The sequence below is a fragment of the Flavobacterium enshiense DK69 genome, assembly GCF_000498495.1.
Classification (GTDB): domain Bacteria; phylum Bacteroidota; class Bacteroidia; order Flavobacteriales; family Flavobacteriaceae; genus Flavobacterium; species Flavobacterium enshiense.
The window spans coordinates 32,513-48,912 of the sequence record NZ_AVCS01000006.1 but is presented as its reverse complement, the minus strand read 5'-3'; the positions used below and the strand labels follow the sequence as shown (position 1 = coordinate 48,912).

At 36.9% G+C, this 16,400-nt stretch carries 9 protein-coding genes; 8 read left to right on the top strand and 1 reads right to left on the bottom strand.

Annotated elements, in window-relative coordinates; genetic code table 11:
- Positions 1 to 15: 15 nt before the first annotated feature.
- From FEDK69T_RS16180 to FEDK69T_RS02950, 4 genes are all read left to right on the top strand, one after another.
- Positions 16 to 1,701, top strand: coding sequence for an LIC_10190 family membrane protein (locus FEDK69T_RS16180; RefSeq protein WP_023572657.1), 1,686 nt, complete (start codon positions 16 to 18; stop codon positions 1,699 to 1,701).
- A 256-nt stretch (positions 1,702 to 1,957) separates the two neighbouring features.
- Positions 1,958 to 3,634 (top strand): ArnT family glycosyltransferase, encoded by a 1,677-nt coding sequence (locus tag FEDK69T_RS02960; RefSeq protein WP_023572656.1) that lies wholly within the window; start codon positions 1,958 to 1,960, stop codon positions 3,632 to 3,634.
- A 3-nt stretch (positions 3,635 to 3,637) separates the two neighbouring features.
- A complete protein-coding gene (locus FEDK69T_RS02955) occupies positions 3,638 to 4,798 on the top strand; it encodes an O-antigen ligase family protein (RefSeq protein ID WP_023572654.1) in 1,161 nt (386 codons plus the stop codon).
- Between the two features lie 35 nt (positions 4,799 to 4,833).
- Positions 4,834 to 5,919 (top strand): glycosyltransferase, encoded by a 1,086-nt coding sequence (locus tag FEDK69T_RS02950; RefSeq protein ID WP_023572653.1) that lies wholly within the window; start codon positions 4,834 to 4,836, stop codon positions 5,917 to 5,919.
- Positions 5,920 to 5,973: 54 nt separating this feature from the next.
- On the opposite strand, the gene FEDK69T_RS02945 is transcribed toward FEDK69T_RS02950, so the two are convergent.
- A complete protein-coding gene (locus FEDK69T_RS02945; RefSeq protein ID WP_023572652.1) occupies positions 5,974 to 6,495 on the bottom strand; it encodes a hypothetical protein in 522 nt (173 codons plus the stop codon).
- A gap of 120 nt (positions 6,496 to 6,615) precedes the next feature.
- Between FEDK69T_RS02945 and FEDK69T_RS02940 the strand changes: the two genes are divergently transcribed.
- The 4 genes from FEDK69T_RS02940 to FEDK69T_RS02925 all read left to right on the top strand — a co-directional run bounded on the left by FEDK69T_RS02940 (position 6,616) and on the right by FEDK69T_RS02925 (position 16,295).
- Positions 6,616 to 7,848 carry a WcaI family glycosyltransferase gene (locus FEDK69T_RS02940; RefSeq protein WP_023572651.1) on the top strand — a complete coding sequence of 411 codons (1,233 nt, stop codon included), beginning with the start codon at positions 6,616 to 6,618 and terminating at the stop codon, positions 7,846 to 7,848.
- The gene (locus FEDK69T_RS02935) at positions 7,826 to 9,073 is read left to right on the top strand and encodes an O-antigen ligase family protein (RefSeq protein WP_035630666.1); all 1,248 of its coding nucleotides are present in this window, start codon (positions 7,826 to 7,828) and stop codon (positions 9,071 to 9,073) included. The genes FEDK69T_RS02940 and FEDK69T_RS02935 overlap by 23 nt, the downstream gene beginning before the upstream one ends.
- Before the next feature lie 349 nt (positions 9,074 to 9,422).
- Positions 9,423 to 12,764, top strand: a complete 3,342-nt coding sequence (locus FEDK69T_RS15350; RefSeq protein WP_023572649.1) for a CotH kinase family protein — start codon at positions 9,423 to 9,425, stop codon at positions 12,762 to 12,764.
- Between the two features lie 177 nt (positions 12,765 to 12,941).
- Complete coding sequence (locus FEDK69T_RS02925; RefSeq protein WP_023572648.1) at positions 12,942 to 16,295, top strand: CotH kinase family protein; 3,354 nt, start codon at positions 12,942 to 12,944, stop codon at positions 16,293 to 16,295.
- The last annotated feature ends 105 nt before the right edge of the window (positions 16,296 to 16,400 follow it).

Genomic DNA, 16,400 nt, shown 5'->3' with positions numbered 1-16,400 from the left:
TTAAAATTTAAAGGTATGTATGTACTACTTGTATGTTTTTTAATAACAAGTTTAATTTTTGTTGTTTTAGGAAAAAGTTGTGTCACTTATTTAGATAAATCAAATCATCAGAACTATAATTTAGTTGATGCTTTTTTTATAGGACTGTGCTTCACCGGAGCCTTCCTAAACATATGGTCGATTTTTTTACCTACAAATATCTTTTCATTACTTGTTCTTTCTGCCGGGACTCTTCTATTGATATACAGAGACAAAGTATACTACAAAAAAACTCTGAAACAATTTTTATCGTTCCCTAAAAAAGAAAAGATCTTATCAATACTACTTCTAGCGACAGTTCTTATTGTTTTATTGTATGCAGTTGTTACACCACGTTTGTACGATTCTTATTTATACCACATTAATGCCATACAATGGAACGAATTATATAGAGCTGTTCCGGGATTAGCAAATTTTCACAACCGCTTTGGGCTTAATTCCTCCCTTTTCGTTTTAAGCGCAGGGTTTTCATTTACAGCAATTTACAATCAGTACCTTTTCGTTATAAACTCTCTGTGTTTCCTTGTCTTTTTTATGTGGCTATTAAGACAAGCTTTCATACACAAAGGAGCAGTAGGTGTATTTTCTTTGGTATTTATGTATTTTTTTATCCAACAATATACTTTGGACATCTCTTCGCCCGGATCCGATTTATTGCCTAATATTTTGGTAGGATTTGTTCTGCTATCGATGCTGTTTGAAAGATCCTCAATCACGAACAAGTTCTTGCTTTACATTTTTATTCCATTATTTTGTATCACCTTAAAATTATCCACACTGCCTATTGTACTTATTACAATACTTAGTCTGTATTTTAAAAATAACAATCACGTTTTTTCATCTTTAAAACAATTAGTGCTTTATGGTCAGTTCTTAATTCTGCCGTGGCTTATCAGAAATGTGATTTTATCCGGCTACATTTTATTTCCAATGGTGGAACTTGATTTATTCTCTTTTGGATGGAAAGTCCCTGCGGAAAAAGTAATTGAAATAAAAAAGTTGATTTACTCATGGGCAAAAATACCTTATAAAGATTCCAATGAAGTTTTAAAGATGTCTTTAAACGAGTGGGTGCCATTTTGGTGGAAAAATCTTATTGAAAAAAACCAGCGCTTTTTTACTTTGGCTATCTTTGCACCCATCACGTATGGAATCTACGGTTTTTTAAATAGGAAAGAAAAAAATTACTCCATCTTCTTAGTCTTTATAATTGCCTATACAAGTTTAGCACTTTGGTTCCTTATGGCTCCGGATATCCGATTTTCATTTTCAGTTATATTAATTCTGGCTTTGAGTCCGATATTGCTTTTGGAAAAGCTAATTAATAAATTCAGTAACCTTTTTAATCCATTATTGTACATTGCTGCAATCTACGTCTTATATTCAATCGGCAATGAAGGATATGTATTATTCAGGGAAGATTATTCAACGAATAGAATAACCGAATTTGCCTATCTGCCTAAAGATGTATCCGAAGTGAAAGAAAGAAGAGTAGTGAAATATAAGAATGTTATTTTTACAACGAAACTTGGAAAACAGATTGAATTATTTGCTCCCTCACAAAGTCATTCGCAATGTTATGATAAATTTCCTTGCTCTTGGTATATAGAGAATAATTTTAAACTTCGTGGAGAAACACTTCAAGATGGTTTTTATCGATAAAATTAATTATTAAAGTATGCTGATTTTTATTTGCTTATTTCTGTTTTACCTTGTTCTAAAAACTAAAAAAACGGTTTGTTTTTCATCAGACACACTGCTTAAAACTGTATTAACGTTCTCCACAATAATTGTTCTATTTACAGAGATTTCAAGTCTCTTCAAAGCAATTAATTTAGTAACTGTTACCATTTTTTGGAGTTTGTTTGTTTTGGTTCTGACATTTATTTTAGTAAAGAACAAATCAGCTTTTGTTAACATGGCTACAAATCAAATAGCTGTTGGCAAGAAAATTTGGAGTAATTCAGGAATTCTCGAAAAATTTCTATTTTTTACTTTAGTTCTTTTTTTGGGTGCATTACTTTTTCAAGGTATTGTATATCCCCCAAACAATTGGGATTCGCTTACCTATCACATGACCCGAATAATGTATTGGTTAGGGAACGGATCTGTTGCCCATTTTCCAGCCCATATCCTTCGTCATTTGTACCAGCCGCCTTTTGCAGAATACTTTATAATGCATGTAAATTTGATACAAGGCAATGATTATTTAGCAAACAGTGTCCAATTATTATTTTTAATCTTCTCATTATATGCTGTCTATAAAATATTATCATATTTAAAAGTACCTCGTAAATACAAAATTTTAGCGTTATTTCTTCTCATTACAATTCCTTCTGTGGAATTGCAATCCACAACAACAAAAAATGACATTGTATGTTCATTATTTATCCTTTCGTCTTTACTTTTCTCATTAAAGGCATATGCCGATAAAACACTGTCAAATTTTATTTATTTGGGTTTAAGCATAGGTCTTGCTTTTCTGACAAAAGGAACTGCCTATTTGTTTTTATTTCCTATTTTATTGCTTTTTGGGCTTTTCACTCTCAGAGATATTATTAAAAACAAAAGTATACAACCATTTTATTACGGAATCGTACTTATCCTGATTACTGTTACCTTAAATATAGGACATTACACTCGGAACTATTCGGTTGATGGTAACATACTGAATATTGATAAAAGTGAAGCTAATGCTCTTTCCAATCAAAAAATGAACGGAAAACTGTTGGCGTCTAACTTATTAAAAAACGCTGGATTGCATTTGGGATATCCCGTAGAAATCGCTTCAGATTCATTAATAAAAAAAATCCACCGTGAAATAAATGTGCCTATTGACAACCCTGACACCAATTATTTCGGCTTAAAATATGAAGGCGCTAAAAAAAACATGACCAATGAAGATCTTGTTCCAAACCTGATACATTTTATTTTAATAACTTCTTCAATATTCGTTTTGTTTATTATCGCAATCCGAAAACCAAAAAACAACTCAATCATTCTGATGCTTTTGTTTGTAATAATTACTCAAATTGTTCTTTTTTCAGGCTTTTTGAAATGGCAACCCTGGCATACCCGATTGCATATCCCAATTTTTATTGCATCGGTGATTCTTATTACACTAACCGCATATAAATCGAAGTTTTATTATTATTTGATTGTCCTTACCATCCCAATTTTATGTTATAGTTTCGGATTTTATTTCCTTTATAATAATACAAGACCAATCATTACTAATCCTGAGTTTACAAAAGAAATATGCCTTACTGATTCCCGATTCAAAAAATATTTTGCAAATCAGTTACAACTTCGAAAGGAATACACTATAGTTGTTGAGAAACTTTATGATATTAATCCCCGAAAAGTAGGATTGATTTTGACAGATTTTGAATATCCGTTACTTCGTGATTATTACTATGACAGAGTCCAATTTGTCGCTCTCAAACTAGGCAACATCTCGGGTAAAATTCCTCAGGACGAAACAAACATTTCCTGCATTATATCAAATTCCCAAAACAAAGAATTTATTGAGCATGATGGAAAAAATTACATAAATCAAACCCCAAATAACTCATATATTTGGATCTATAAATAAAACGTGAAGTTTTCAGTCAAAAAATATCTTTTATACTCATCGGTTTTCGCCATTTTCACGGAAGCTTTCTTCTTCAATTTTATTATTGATTGGAAGTTGTTGTACCTTATAATTATCATAAATTATTTCATACTGGCGCAAACTCAGAAAATCAGGCTAAACAACTTTTTCCTACTATTAATTGGCGGATTGTTCGTTCATGGCATCATTGCCAATTCTGTTATTGGTATTCCTCCAAATTTTATGTTAGCCCAAATAATCGGGATCAGTATAATCGGTATTTACTATTATAATTTTATCCCGCTTTATGATAAAAACGACATTATTAGGGTCTACACTAAACTCTCACTCTATGCCGCTGTAATCGGATATGTTTTTTACTTCTTGAACATCAATCTCAACGACGGTAGACTGCAGAGTATTTTTAAAGAACCGGCACATTATGCCATTGTCGTAATCCCTGCCTGTTTCTACTATTTTAAACAAAAAAAATATGTTGAATTTGCCATAATCTTTGGTTCATTAGTGCTTTCTAATTCCTCCTTAGGTTATATAGGTTGCGCTTTAATGTTTGTCGTTCCGAACCTTAATATAAAAAGAGTCCTTGTTTTTACAGCAATGATTCCCGTAATTATAGGGGCATTCTACTATACTTATACAAATTATCCCTTCTTTAAAATACGTGTGGATGATACTTACGAATCGTTGAATTCTATCAATACCGGCAAATTTCCCCAATACCCGAACCTTAGTTCTTATGCGATTTTGAGCAACATTTTTATAGCCAAAGAAAACATTACCGATCATCCCTTTGGAAGTGGCATTGGAAGCCACGTATATATGCACGAAAAAGTATATCTAAAAGAAATGCGTGCTCCGCAGTATTTAAGGGCCCAGGACAAACACACCATTAACTCTTCTGATGCCAACTCCTTGTTTGTTCGTATTATGTCGGAAATGGGTATCTTGGGCTTGGCTTTGGTGTTATTCTTTATGTCTAAAGCATGGCTGGTCTTTAAATCAACTCATTATTTGTCCCAGGGAATTTTCATTTATTTTTTACTGAAACTTTTCAGGGATGGACATTATTTTCCCCCGGAATTATTTTTCTTTGTTTGGTTCCTTTATTACGATTATTTCCGAACCAAAGAAGTATCTAACTAAATTTCAATATTGCCCCAAAAGCATAATTTCATAAAATGGATAAAAAAATCTTTCATATAGTCGAAAGCATAAAATTTGAAAGTGGTGGATTACGGACCGTAATTACTGACTTAGACAATTATCTGAATGACGATTCTCATTTTGACTCAAACATTTTAACATTTGGCAAGGAAAAACACGACAAGTACTTAGAATTTGACCTTGATTTTCCCAAAACCTGGAACTATTCCAAAGTATATTCTACCTATATTGAGAATATTGACAAAGAATCCATACTGCATCTTCACGGCGTATGGATGTATCCGCAATATAAAGCTTCAAAAACCGCTCTTACTAAAAATTCACCATATGTGGTTAGCAGCCATGGTATGCTTCAAGATTATCTCTTTAAACAAGGATGGTTGAAAAAAAGTCTTTATCATAAATTTATTTTAGATAAGATATTAAAAAACGCCACGGTTCTCCACGCAATTACTAAAACTGAAAGAGATATTCTTTACAAACTGTCAAATGGCAATAAGAATATCGTTGAAATTCCCAATCTGTTTCATTTTAATAAAATTCCACATTTAACTGAGTATAATCCTGAAGACGAATACCTTCTTTTTCTCGGTCGTTTCCATGTTGTTAAAGGAATAAAATTATTATTGGATGCTTTTAATAAGATCGACAACAAAAAAATTAAGTTAATTCTTATCGGCCCTCCAAGTGAATACAAAACGGAAATGCAGGAGTATGCTAAAAAAATAGGAATTGATAAAAGGCTCGTATTTAAAGAATTTGTAACCGGAAAAGAAAAATATGAGTTATTTAAAAATGCTAAAGCATTTGTTGCGCCTTCCTACTCCGAAGTAATTGGTATGGTTAATTTGGAAGCAGCTGCATGCAAAGCCCCAGTTATCACAACATTTAATACCGGCATAAATCCCGAATGGAACACCAATGGCGGCATCATGATAAAACCTGATGTAGAAGAATTGATAACTGCTTTAAACCAAGCGGTAAGTTGGGATATAACCGAACGGTTAGAAAGAGGTAAGCAAATGGCAGATTATGTATTACAAAACTATAGCTGGGAACAGAAAGGGATCCTATGGGAGCAATTATATGACAGTCTTTAATAGAAAAAGCCGCTTAATAATAAGCGGCTTTTTTATATTCAAAATCTTTATCTTTTAATTCAAAGGCAATAATCCTTCCAATTTAGCATTACCGCCAATTCCAGGAGGGAATGTTTTATCATGACTAAGGATTAATTTAGCTTCCTTTTCGTTCCATACCAAACCGTCATTAGCATCGAAATAGTCTCCATAAGTACTTCCGTCCTGTAAACAGAAAACTCCTTTGTTAACAACGTTTAAAGATATAATCTTTAACGATTTTTGGTCTTTGTTTGAACTTAAGAAAATTTTTGCGTTTTGCATTACAACGCCTTCAGGTAATTTGATGTCTAATTTCTGAGCAACCGGGCTTCCTTTAACTTTGAATTCAATCGGCCCATCTTCTTTCCAATACCCATCGAGTTTATAAACAACTTTTAACACATCGTCTTTTTCATAAATTGCTTCAAGCGCAAGTGAATATTGATCTTTTTCAACTGCTGCTTCTGTATTTGCTTCTCCATTAGCAGCTTCTTTATCACGTCCGCAAGAAACAAGAGAGGCAATTACAATAAATAATGCGAATATTCTTTTCATTTTTATTTTTTTTAGTGTCGCAAATGTATAACAAAAACTAACAAATCGAAATTTTTTTTGCCTTTTACACCAACAAAACATATAAAAAACAATACTTTTGCCATCATTTTTCCTTCTTCTATGAAGAGTTTTACAGCTACCATTTTCACAGCCAATTATTATCCGGAGGATACTGCCATAGGCCTTTATACCACTCAATTTGCAAAACATCTTGTAAGTAAAGGCTTTCAGGTAAATATCATTACCGGATTCCCTTATTACCCTCAGTGGAAAATAAGCGAAACATACAAAGACAAATCCAAGTTCTATATTGAGCAAATAGACGGTTGTACCATTTTCAGATATAAACAATTTGTTCCGGAAAAAATTACTTTCTTAGGGCGCATACGTTTAATGTTGAGCCTATTTTACGGCAATCTTGTTAATTCCCGTAAAATACAATCTTCAGACATCGTATTTTGCATAGTTCCGTTCACATTCTCTATTTTTCCTGCTTTTCTTTTAGCAAGAAGACTAAAATCAAAATTATGGGTACACATTCAGGATTTTGAATTTGACCTGGCATTGGAAACGGGGATTCTGAAAAACAATATTCTTACAAAGCCATTAAAGAAAATCATCTTTTCCTTAGAATCTTTCTTGTTGAATCGTGCAGACACCATAAGCAGTATCAGCAACAATATGCTGTCAAAAATCAGTGAAAAATCGAATGCAAAAGATATTGTATACTTTCCTAATTGGGTTTCAGCCGGGAACATAAATCCTTCACATCACAATCAGCATAGTTATATAGACCCTTCGAAGTTCACACTTTTGTATTCCGGTAATGTGGGAGAAAAACAAGACTGGGAGTTTTTCGAAAGATTTTGCAGTATGGTGACAGATCCCGATATCGAGATTGTAATCGTAGGTGATGGCAGCTACCTTGAAACCTTAAAATCGAAAGTCCAACATTATTCATTTATCAAGTTTTTACCATTGGTTAACTATGATGAATTATCCGATTTATTATGTTCTGCCAATGTACATTTCCTGTTCCAGAAAACGGACGTGGTAGACACGGTTATGCCTTCAAAACTGTTGGGTATGATGGCGAGTGCACGGCCTTCACTAATCACAGGAAACCAAAATTCAGAAGTAGCGGCCATATTGAAAAAATCTGATGGAGGAATGTTTTTCTATAATAATGATGCTGAATTTATTTACAATCAATTAATAACCTTGAAAAACAACAGTGACCTTGCAACAAAGACTGGAATCAATGCCAGGAATTTTGTATTGGAAACTTTTTCTGAAAATACCATCCTAACAAAAATTACCTCTGAAATAAATGAGCGTATTAGCCAAAAATAATCTCGAGAAGGTTCTGCTTGTTTTAGTGCCGTTATTGTTTGCATTTCCGCTTTTCAAGGAAAGCCTCTCTACGTTTTTTTTTATTTTGTTGAGCGTTGCCGCGCTTATTTATGTTCTTTTAACAAAGAAACACTCCCTGATTTTAAAAGATGCCATATATTTAAGTATCCCTTTTTGGATTATCCTGATTCGGTGTATTCTCGATTTTTCCTCAGCAAATGATTTAGGCCCAGCGAAGAATGCCCTTTTTTTTCTGCTGTTCCCAATTATTTTCTCCTTACTTCCACAAAAGGCTTTTACTAAAGAAAAATTAAACTTCTATTTAAACATCCTAAAAAATGTTTGTGCACTCATATCGATAGCCTATATAATTTTATTCCTTTATTACTACGATTTTGAAGATTTCTTCCGGTATACATACAACATCCCCAAATTCAGGGATTTTGTATATAATGAGACTCCGTTTTTTAAAATCCACCCTACCTATTTTACCTCTTTTGTCTTTCTTTGTTGTGCCTTTTCACTGGATAATATCCTTAAAAGGAAAAAATACTTCGAAATATTATATATCCTGGTTTTTATAGCCATTACCCTAATGTTATTGGTTAAAATAAATATCCTTTTGCTTTTCATTTTGATCAGCGCTACACTTTTGTTCCGCACATCATTAAATTTAAAACAAAAAATCGCCTTGTTTGCAGGCTTTACTGCTTTGATTTCCACGATGATTATAGTTGTCCCGGGAATTAAAGGGCGATTTACGGAAATCATAGAAAGCTATAACAGGCCTCCATCCGGCCTTGCTTATGATTCTACGAACATACGTGTGGCCATTGTAGGCTGTTCCATGGAACTGGTAAAGGAAAACTATATTGAAGGGCTTGGCTTTTCACATTTGGGCCCTGCTCTAGAAGAATGTTTTTCAAGAAATTATGAAACTGACTTTTATGTTGGAAAGAACTACTTGACCCACAACTACTTTTTATATATTTTGATTTCAAGCGGTATAATTGGTTTTGTATTTTTTCTTTATTTCGTTTACCGGGTCATTAGATATGTTTTGCATATAAATTGCTTTATCCTTTCCGTTTCAATGGCAAACATATTTATTTTGAACCTTACAGAAGACTTTTTCTACAGACAGTATGGTTTATTCTTTTTTTGTTTGATTTTCTATACTTTTTTCAAAACAAAAGACAATACGCCAGACTTTAATCAGGTGTAGATTAAGCCGACACAGATATTAGTTTTGCCTCAACCCAAAAGGATTTTTCTCTTTAAGGTAAAAAACGCAATACTCCTACCACCAGGTAATTTCCCATACTTCAACAAGATTTAAAATTAACATTGATTCTAAAAGTTTAATTTTAAGCATATTAAATCAAAGGAAGTTCGTACCTTAAAACTTTAAAAAGTTCTCTTCTAAGAAAAGAATCAGACATTAAACGAATCCTTTCTTACAATAACCCCTACTCTAACCCTTTCATCGTAAATATCACCCATTAACCGACAAAATGAACACATCCTATTTTTATTAAATAATTTTATGTGTTTAACATTCAACTTGTTGTGTTATGAAATCGATATTTACACGGCTCTTTGCTCTTTTGCTTTTCACCAACATAGCTTTTTCACAAAGCGTGACCATAAACGAAGTACTAGCTTCCAACACCTCAATAAATCAGGATGAAGACGGAAATTATGAAGATTGGGTAGAAATATATAATTATGGATCCACGGCTGTGAATCTAAACGGGTATGGACTTTCTGACGATGCAGCCTTACGACACAAATGGTCTTTTCCTGCCGTTACCCTAAATCCAGGGCAATACCTGTTGGTATGGTGTTCCGATAAAAACAAAACTAATCCCGCAAATGCACTGCATACCAATTTTAAAATTGGTGCCGATGGCGAAACGTTGTATCTCACCAATCAGTCTACCACAACACTTTCTACCTTCCCCACCGTGTCACTGCCAGATAATATCTCCTACGGGAAGTCTCCCAACGGGACAGGAAGTTATTTTTATTTCAGCACACCCACTCCCGGACAGCCTAATTCAACAACGGCCTACTCCGGAATTTTACCAGAGCTGATGTTTGACAAGGCGGGAGGTTTTTACCCGTCTAATATAAATCTGGCCATCACAAATACTGTCCCCGGGACAACCATTATTTACACTTTGGATGGTTCCGATCCCGATCCCAACAACTTGGGAGGCAAAACATATTCATATAAAAACAGTTATCAGGAATTACGGTCGGATTCAGATGGCCCTTTACTGTCAAACAGCTATCGCTCCTTCACTTATTCCGGTGCTTTACAGATAGTTAACCGCTCATCGCAACCCAACGACCTGGCCAAGATGTCTTCCACACATCATCACAATCCCACTTATATTCCCGCCGGTCCTATTTTTAAAGGAACTGTGGTAAGGGCTAAAGCCATAAAAAGCGGTTATGTACCGAGTAAAACCACTTCAAAGACCTATTTCATAGCTCCTGCCAACACATTTTCATTGCCGGTAGTCTCTTTGAGTTTAACCGAAAACAAACTTTTTGATTATTCCACCGGTATTTATGTGGCAGGGATGATGTTCGACATGTGGCGTGATGCCAACCCAAACGTAAATGCCGACCCCTATAATTATGATGCTAATTTCAGGCTCGAAGGTGATGCCTGGGAGCGAACCGGAAACATGAGTTACATTAAAAATGGCGCCGAAGTTTTCAACCAGGACATCGGAATACGCACGCACGGAGGTTATTCGCGAGGATGGCAAAGCAAATCATTGCGATTACTGGCAAGAGACAGTTATGGTAAAGCCAGTATGAATTATAGGTTTTTTGACGATGAAAGCCTAACCACCTTTAACCGCCTGATTTTAAGAAATGCCGGAGGTGATTTCTTCGATACCATGTTCCGTGACGCATTTGCCGATGAGCTGATGAAAGGAACCGGTATGGAAACCATGGCCTATCAACCCACAATTACCTTTATTAATGGAGAATACTGGGGTATTTTAAACCTAAGGGAACGATTTGACGAATATTATTTCAAAAACGTATGCGGAATAGAGGAAGTGGACTTAGATTTCATGGAAAACGACCAAAAAGGCTCTGTTGGAAGCCACTACAATACTAATGTATATAACTTTCTAAACAGCAACAGCCTTGCAATAGCTACCAATTTCGAGTACATAAAAACGCAGATAGATGTTGACAACATGAGGGATTATTACATCGCGAACATTTATTTTGACAATACCGACTGGCCGCGTTATAATACCGTGTTCTGGAGAAAAAAAACCACTTACACGCCAGATGCCTTATATGGATTGGACGGCCGATGGCGTGCGGCCATGAAAGACAATGACGATTGCTTTGGCTCCACAACGGGCACCAATAACCACAATAATCTTGCAGTGGCTACAGATCCCAACAGTAGCAGTCCTGGCAATCCGCCGGAATCCACTTTGGTGCTGAGAAGCCTCTTGGCTAATTCCACTTTTAAAAATGACTTCATCAACCGTTTTGCCGATTTGATGAACACCTATTTTCTTCCGAGTCGTTTCACAGCAATTTCAGCAACGATGAAAAACAGGATCCAACCTGAAATGCAGGAACATCTGGACCGTTGGAAATCTGCCTCTTACGGATGGTGGGAAGAAAGCATCACTAATATGAATGAATTCGGCAACGAGCGTCCTGCCTTTCAAAGACAACATATCCGACAAAAATTCGGAATAAACAGCGATATCAATATCAGACTTGATGTATCCAATCCGGCTCACGGATATGTGAAATTGAATACGATAAACATTCTTCCGTCTACTCCTGGAGTACCAGCCAATACGTATCCATGGACCGGGATCTATTTTCACAACATCCCTGTCAAGGTAAAAGCGATTCCGATGCCTGGCTATGCATTTAGCCATTGGAGCGGAGCCAATAGCAGTACGACTGCCGAAATAACCGTAACGCCAACAGCTAATATTGCACTGACGGCTAATTTCATACCTTCCACAAATAATGCTGTCCCGAAAATCATTTACTTCTGGGCAATGGATACCGATATTCCGAACGATACACCATTAACTTCGTTGGCCTCTACATTTCCGTATGGACCAACTGGTAAAGGTAATATCCAATACCAATCCTCGTTATCCGGATATCCTTTTACCAACTCGAGCCCCAATTGGCGAAAAGCATCCATGGAACGACGAAATAACCCAACATCGCTGAATTATTTCGCGGAAGTTAACGAAAACACACCATATGCCTTTTCCAATATGAGAGGGCTGCAAATAAGACAGCCTTTTCAAAGTGGCGCATTACAGAATACTATGATTTTTAATATTTCTACGGCAGGTTATAAAGACATTAAGTTTGCCTTTGCAGTTATAGACGAAGGAGCTGCCACTGGAATCACATTGGAATATGCGACAAACGCTGGCACTCCGGTATGGACAACCGCAGGGATGACCACATCTGCCTTTCCGATTTCGGCAAACTATCAACGGATTGTATCGGATTTAAAAACGATACCGACGGTTAATAACAATCCGAATTTCAAAATACGTCTTCGTTTCACCGGTCCCAATATGACCGTAGATACCGACAAGAATATTACCCTCAACAATATCAGTGTAGAAGGAGTATCACAAACATTAACCACCGAGGAAAATTCTATTCCCGATTTCGTTGTGTATCCGAACCCTATCACGGATGTGGTTCACATCATTCACAGATTAAACCATCTTGACTACAGACTTTTCGGAATTGACGGAAAACTGATTCAGAATGGACCAATCGAAGGTGGTCAAATAAATCTGGCTCATTTATCATCCGGCTTATACTTATTGCAATTGGAAGGAGACGGGAAATCGGAAACCAAAAAAATTCTCAAAAAATAATTCGGATAGTCACCAATTCAAAAGGAGGCGTATAAAAAACATCTCCTTTTTATGCTGTGCTTTGTGCTTTGCATCAGCTTTTGTGAAAAGGTGCAATTTATCGTTTTTAACAGCATAGTATCGGATATAATTTACTGATATAAAGGTTATTAATTAACTTTAATAAAATTAGTGCTTATGAAAAAAGCTACATTTTGGATACTAACCTCATTGGTTGTTCTAAGCTCCGATCTGTTATTTGCGCAAAGCATTACCATAAACGAAATACTCTCCTCCAATACCTCTGTTAATCAGGATGAAGACGGAGATTACGAAGATTGGGTAGAAATATATAATTACGGCACCACGGCTGTAAATCTAAACGGTTATGGCCTTTCCGACGATGCAACTCTGTTGCACAAATGGTCATTCCCCTCGGTGACCTTAAATGCGGGTCAGTACCTGTTGGTATGGTGCTCCGATAAAAACAGGAGAATCGTGCCAGGTCAATTGCACACCAATTTTAAAATTGACGCCGACCTTGGTGAAACGCTGTATCTTACCAATCAGTCTACCTTAAATCTGTCTACTTTTCAGGCCATAGCACTGCCAGAAAACGTTTCCTATGGGAAATTCCCAAACGGAACCGGCAGTTATTACTATTTCGGTGTACCCACGCCAAAACAACCTAATTCGTCTACAGCTTATTCCGGCATTTTGGACCCTCCCGAATTTTCAGAGGACGGCGGATTTCGCATCGCAGGATTTAACCTGACAATTAGCAGCTCAACGGCGGGGGCCACCATTATCTACACCTTGGACGGATCCGATCCTGATCCCAACAACCTTGGAGGCACTAATTATTCCTATAAAAACAAGTATGTACAGCTGGCATCGGATCAGGATGGTACTTTGTCGCAGAACAGTTATCGGTCCTACACTTACTCCGGCGCTATACCAATAGCTGACCGCTCACCGCAACCCAACGACCTGGCCAAGATGTCATCCACCTTTCATAATGTTCCTTTTTATATCCCTACGACTCCTATTTTCAAAGGGACTGTTGTAAGGGCTAAGGCCATCAAAAGCGGTTTCCTCCCCAGCAAAACAGCTACCACAACCTATTTTATCACTCCTAACGGAGCCAGTGAATTTTCATTGCCGGTAGCGTCTTTAAGTATAACAGAGAGCAAACTTTTTGATTATAACAACGGCATTTTTGTGGCAGGAGCAGCCTTTGACAATTGGCGAGCCAATAATCAAACAGTGGATGCCTTTAGCTGGAACAGTGTGGGCAATTACTCAATTGAGGATGACCCTTCAGAGCGGTCCGCCCATATAAGTTTCTTTAAAAACGGGACCGAATTTTTTAATCAAGATATCGGTGTCCGAATTAACGGCGGCAATTCACGAGCTCACCAAAGCAAATCGTTTCGATTGATAGCAGATAACGATTATGGGAAGAAAACCATGAATTACAGGTTTTTTGACGATAAAGAGCAAACTGTTTTTAACCGGCTGATTTTACGAAACGGGGGCAGTGATTTTGTCAGTGCCATGTACAGGGATGCGCTTGCCGATGAATTGATGAAGGGAACCGGTATAGAAAGTATGGCATATCGACCTATGATTGCCTTCGTTAACGGAGAATACTGGGGGATTTTAAACCTTAGAGAGCGTATCGATAAATATTACTTCAAAAATCTATGCGGAATCGACGAACCAGAATTGGATTTACTCGAAGACGATATGAGACCAGTAGAAGGAGACAGGGTTCACTATGATGCTATGACCAACTTCTTAACCGACAACAGCCTGGCAATACCGGAAAATTATGAGACCATAAAAACAATGATGGACGTCGACAATATGAGAGACTATTATATTGCAAACATTTACTATGACAATAATGACTGGCCGAGCTGGAACATAACCTATTGGAGAAAAAGAACGAGCTACAACCCTAATGCATTATACGGGTTGGACGGCCGATGGCGGGCTGCCTTGAGAGACAATGATGACTCATTTGGTTTTGCAAAAGGCAACAGCCTTCACGATAATTTAGCTCAGGCTACTGCACCTAACAGCACCACATACCCTAATTTTCCATTTTCCACTTTAGTGTTGCGAAATTTGTTGGTTAATCCCACTTTCAAAAATGACTTCATCAACCGATTTGCCGATTTGATGAATACCTATTTTCTTCCAAGTAGGGTCATAGCGGTTTCCAATGCTATGAAAAACAAAATCGAGCCGGAATGGCAGGACCATTATGGCCGATGGAAAGCCGTAAAATATACCACTTGGCTTGATGTTATTGCCAAAATACACAATTTTGCCGACACCCGTCCTGCCAATCAAAGACAGCACATCCGTCAAAAATTCGGCATCAGCAGCGATGTCAATGTAGCCTTAGATGTAGACGGGGCGGAACAAGGTTATATCAAAATAAATACTATTGATATACTTCCGTCCACTCCGGGAGTACCGGACGATCCATATCCTTGGACGGGTATTTACTTTAACAATATCCCAATAAAATTAAAAGCAACCCCAATGCCGGGATATGTGTTTAGCCATTGGAGCGGTGCATCCAACAGCACAACAGCTGAAATAACTATTACACCGACAGCGAATGTTTCACTGACGGCTCATTTTATTCCTGATACCAATACTGCTACCCCTAAAATATTGTACTACTGGGTAATGGATACAGACATACCTAACGACACGCCGTTGACCACCCTTGCATCGACTTTTCACGTTCCTGCAGACGCCTCCATCCAGTACCAATCTTGCTTAGTCGGCTATCCATTTAGCAGTACAAGTCCAAATTTTCACAAAGCATCGATGGAACGACGCAACAACCCAACACCGCTAAACTATTACCCGGAAGTGAACCAAAATACTGCATATGCCAATTCCAATATGCGGGGACTTCAGATAAAACAACCTTTTCAAAGCGGAGGATTGCAAAACACCATGACATTTAATCTGTCCACTGCAGGGTATAAAGACATTAAGTTCGCCTTTGCGGTTGTAGATGAAGGTGCCGCTACCGGAATCACGCTGGAGTATGCTACAAATGCGGGTACTCCTGTATGGACAACAACCGGACTGACGCCTTCAACCTTTCCGATCACAGCATCCTACCAACGCATCGAATCCGATTTCAAACTGATCCCTACAGTAAACAATAATCCTAATTTTAAAATTCGCCTGCGTTTTACCGGACCTAGCATGACAGAAGACACAGGAAAAGAAGTCACGTTCAACAACATCAGTCTGGAAGGTGTGGCTCAGACATTAACGAATGATGAAAATTCAATTCCCGATTTCGTTGTGTATCCAAACCCTGCTACCGATGTAGTTCACATCGTCCATAGATTAAACAGTCTAAACTATCAGCTTTTTGGAATCGACGGAAAACTGATTCAGAAAGGTCCACTCGAAAATAATGAAATTAATCTGAGCCATTTAACAGCAGGTTTATACCTATTGCAACTGGAAGGAGACGGAAAATTAGAAACAAAAAAAATACTTAAACGGTAATCAGGATTACTTATCAAAGCAACGCAAAGGAGGTCTGAGAAGCACCTCCTTTTTAGGCTATAAAATCACTCAAAAACAGGGTGTAATTTATCGTTTTTAAGAGCA

What these genes read in the sequence shown, in the direction of transcription:
- FEDK69T_RS15350 (WP_023572649.1), top strand. Translation starts at nt 9,423, where the DNA reads ATGAAATCGATATTTACACGGCTCTTTGCTCTTTTGCTTTTCACCAAC.
- FEDK69T_RS02935 (WP_035630666.1), top strand. Translation starts at nt 7,826, where the DNA reads ATGAGCGTATTAGCCAAAAATAATCTCGAGAAGGTTCTGCTTGTTTTA.
- FEDK69T_RS02950 (WP_023572653.1), top strand. Translation starts at nt 4,834, where the DNA reads ATGGATAAAAAAATCTTTCATATAGTCGAAAGCATAAAATTTGAAAGT.
- FEDK69T_RS16180 (WP_023572657.1), top strand. Translation starts at nt 16, where the DNA reads ATGTATGTACTACTTGTATGTTTTTTAATAACAAGTTTAATTTTTGTT.
- FEDK69T_RS02925 (WP_023572648.1), top strand. Translation starts at nt 12,942, where the DNA reads ATGAAAAAAGCTACATTTTGGATACTAACCTCATTGGTTGTTCTAAGC.
- FEDK69T_RS02940 (WP_023572651.1), top strand. Translation starts at nt 6,616, where the DNA reads ATGAAGAGTTTTACAGCTACCATTTTCACAGCCAATTATTATCCGGAG.
- FEDK69T_RS02945 (WP_023572652.1), bottom strand. Translation starts at nt 6,495, where the DNA reads ATGAAAAGAATATTCGCATTATTTATTGTAATTGCCTCTCTTGTTTCT.
- FEDK69T_RS02960 (WP_023572656.1), top strand. Translation starts at nt 1,958, where the DNA reads ATGGCTACAAATCAAATAGCTGTTGGCAAGAAAATTTGGAGTAATTCA.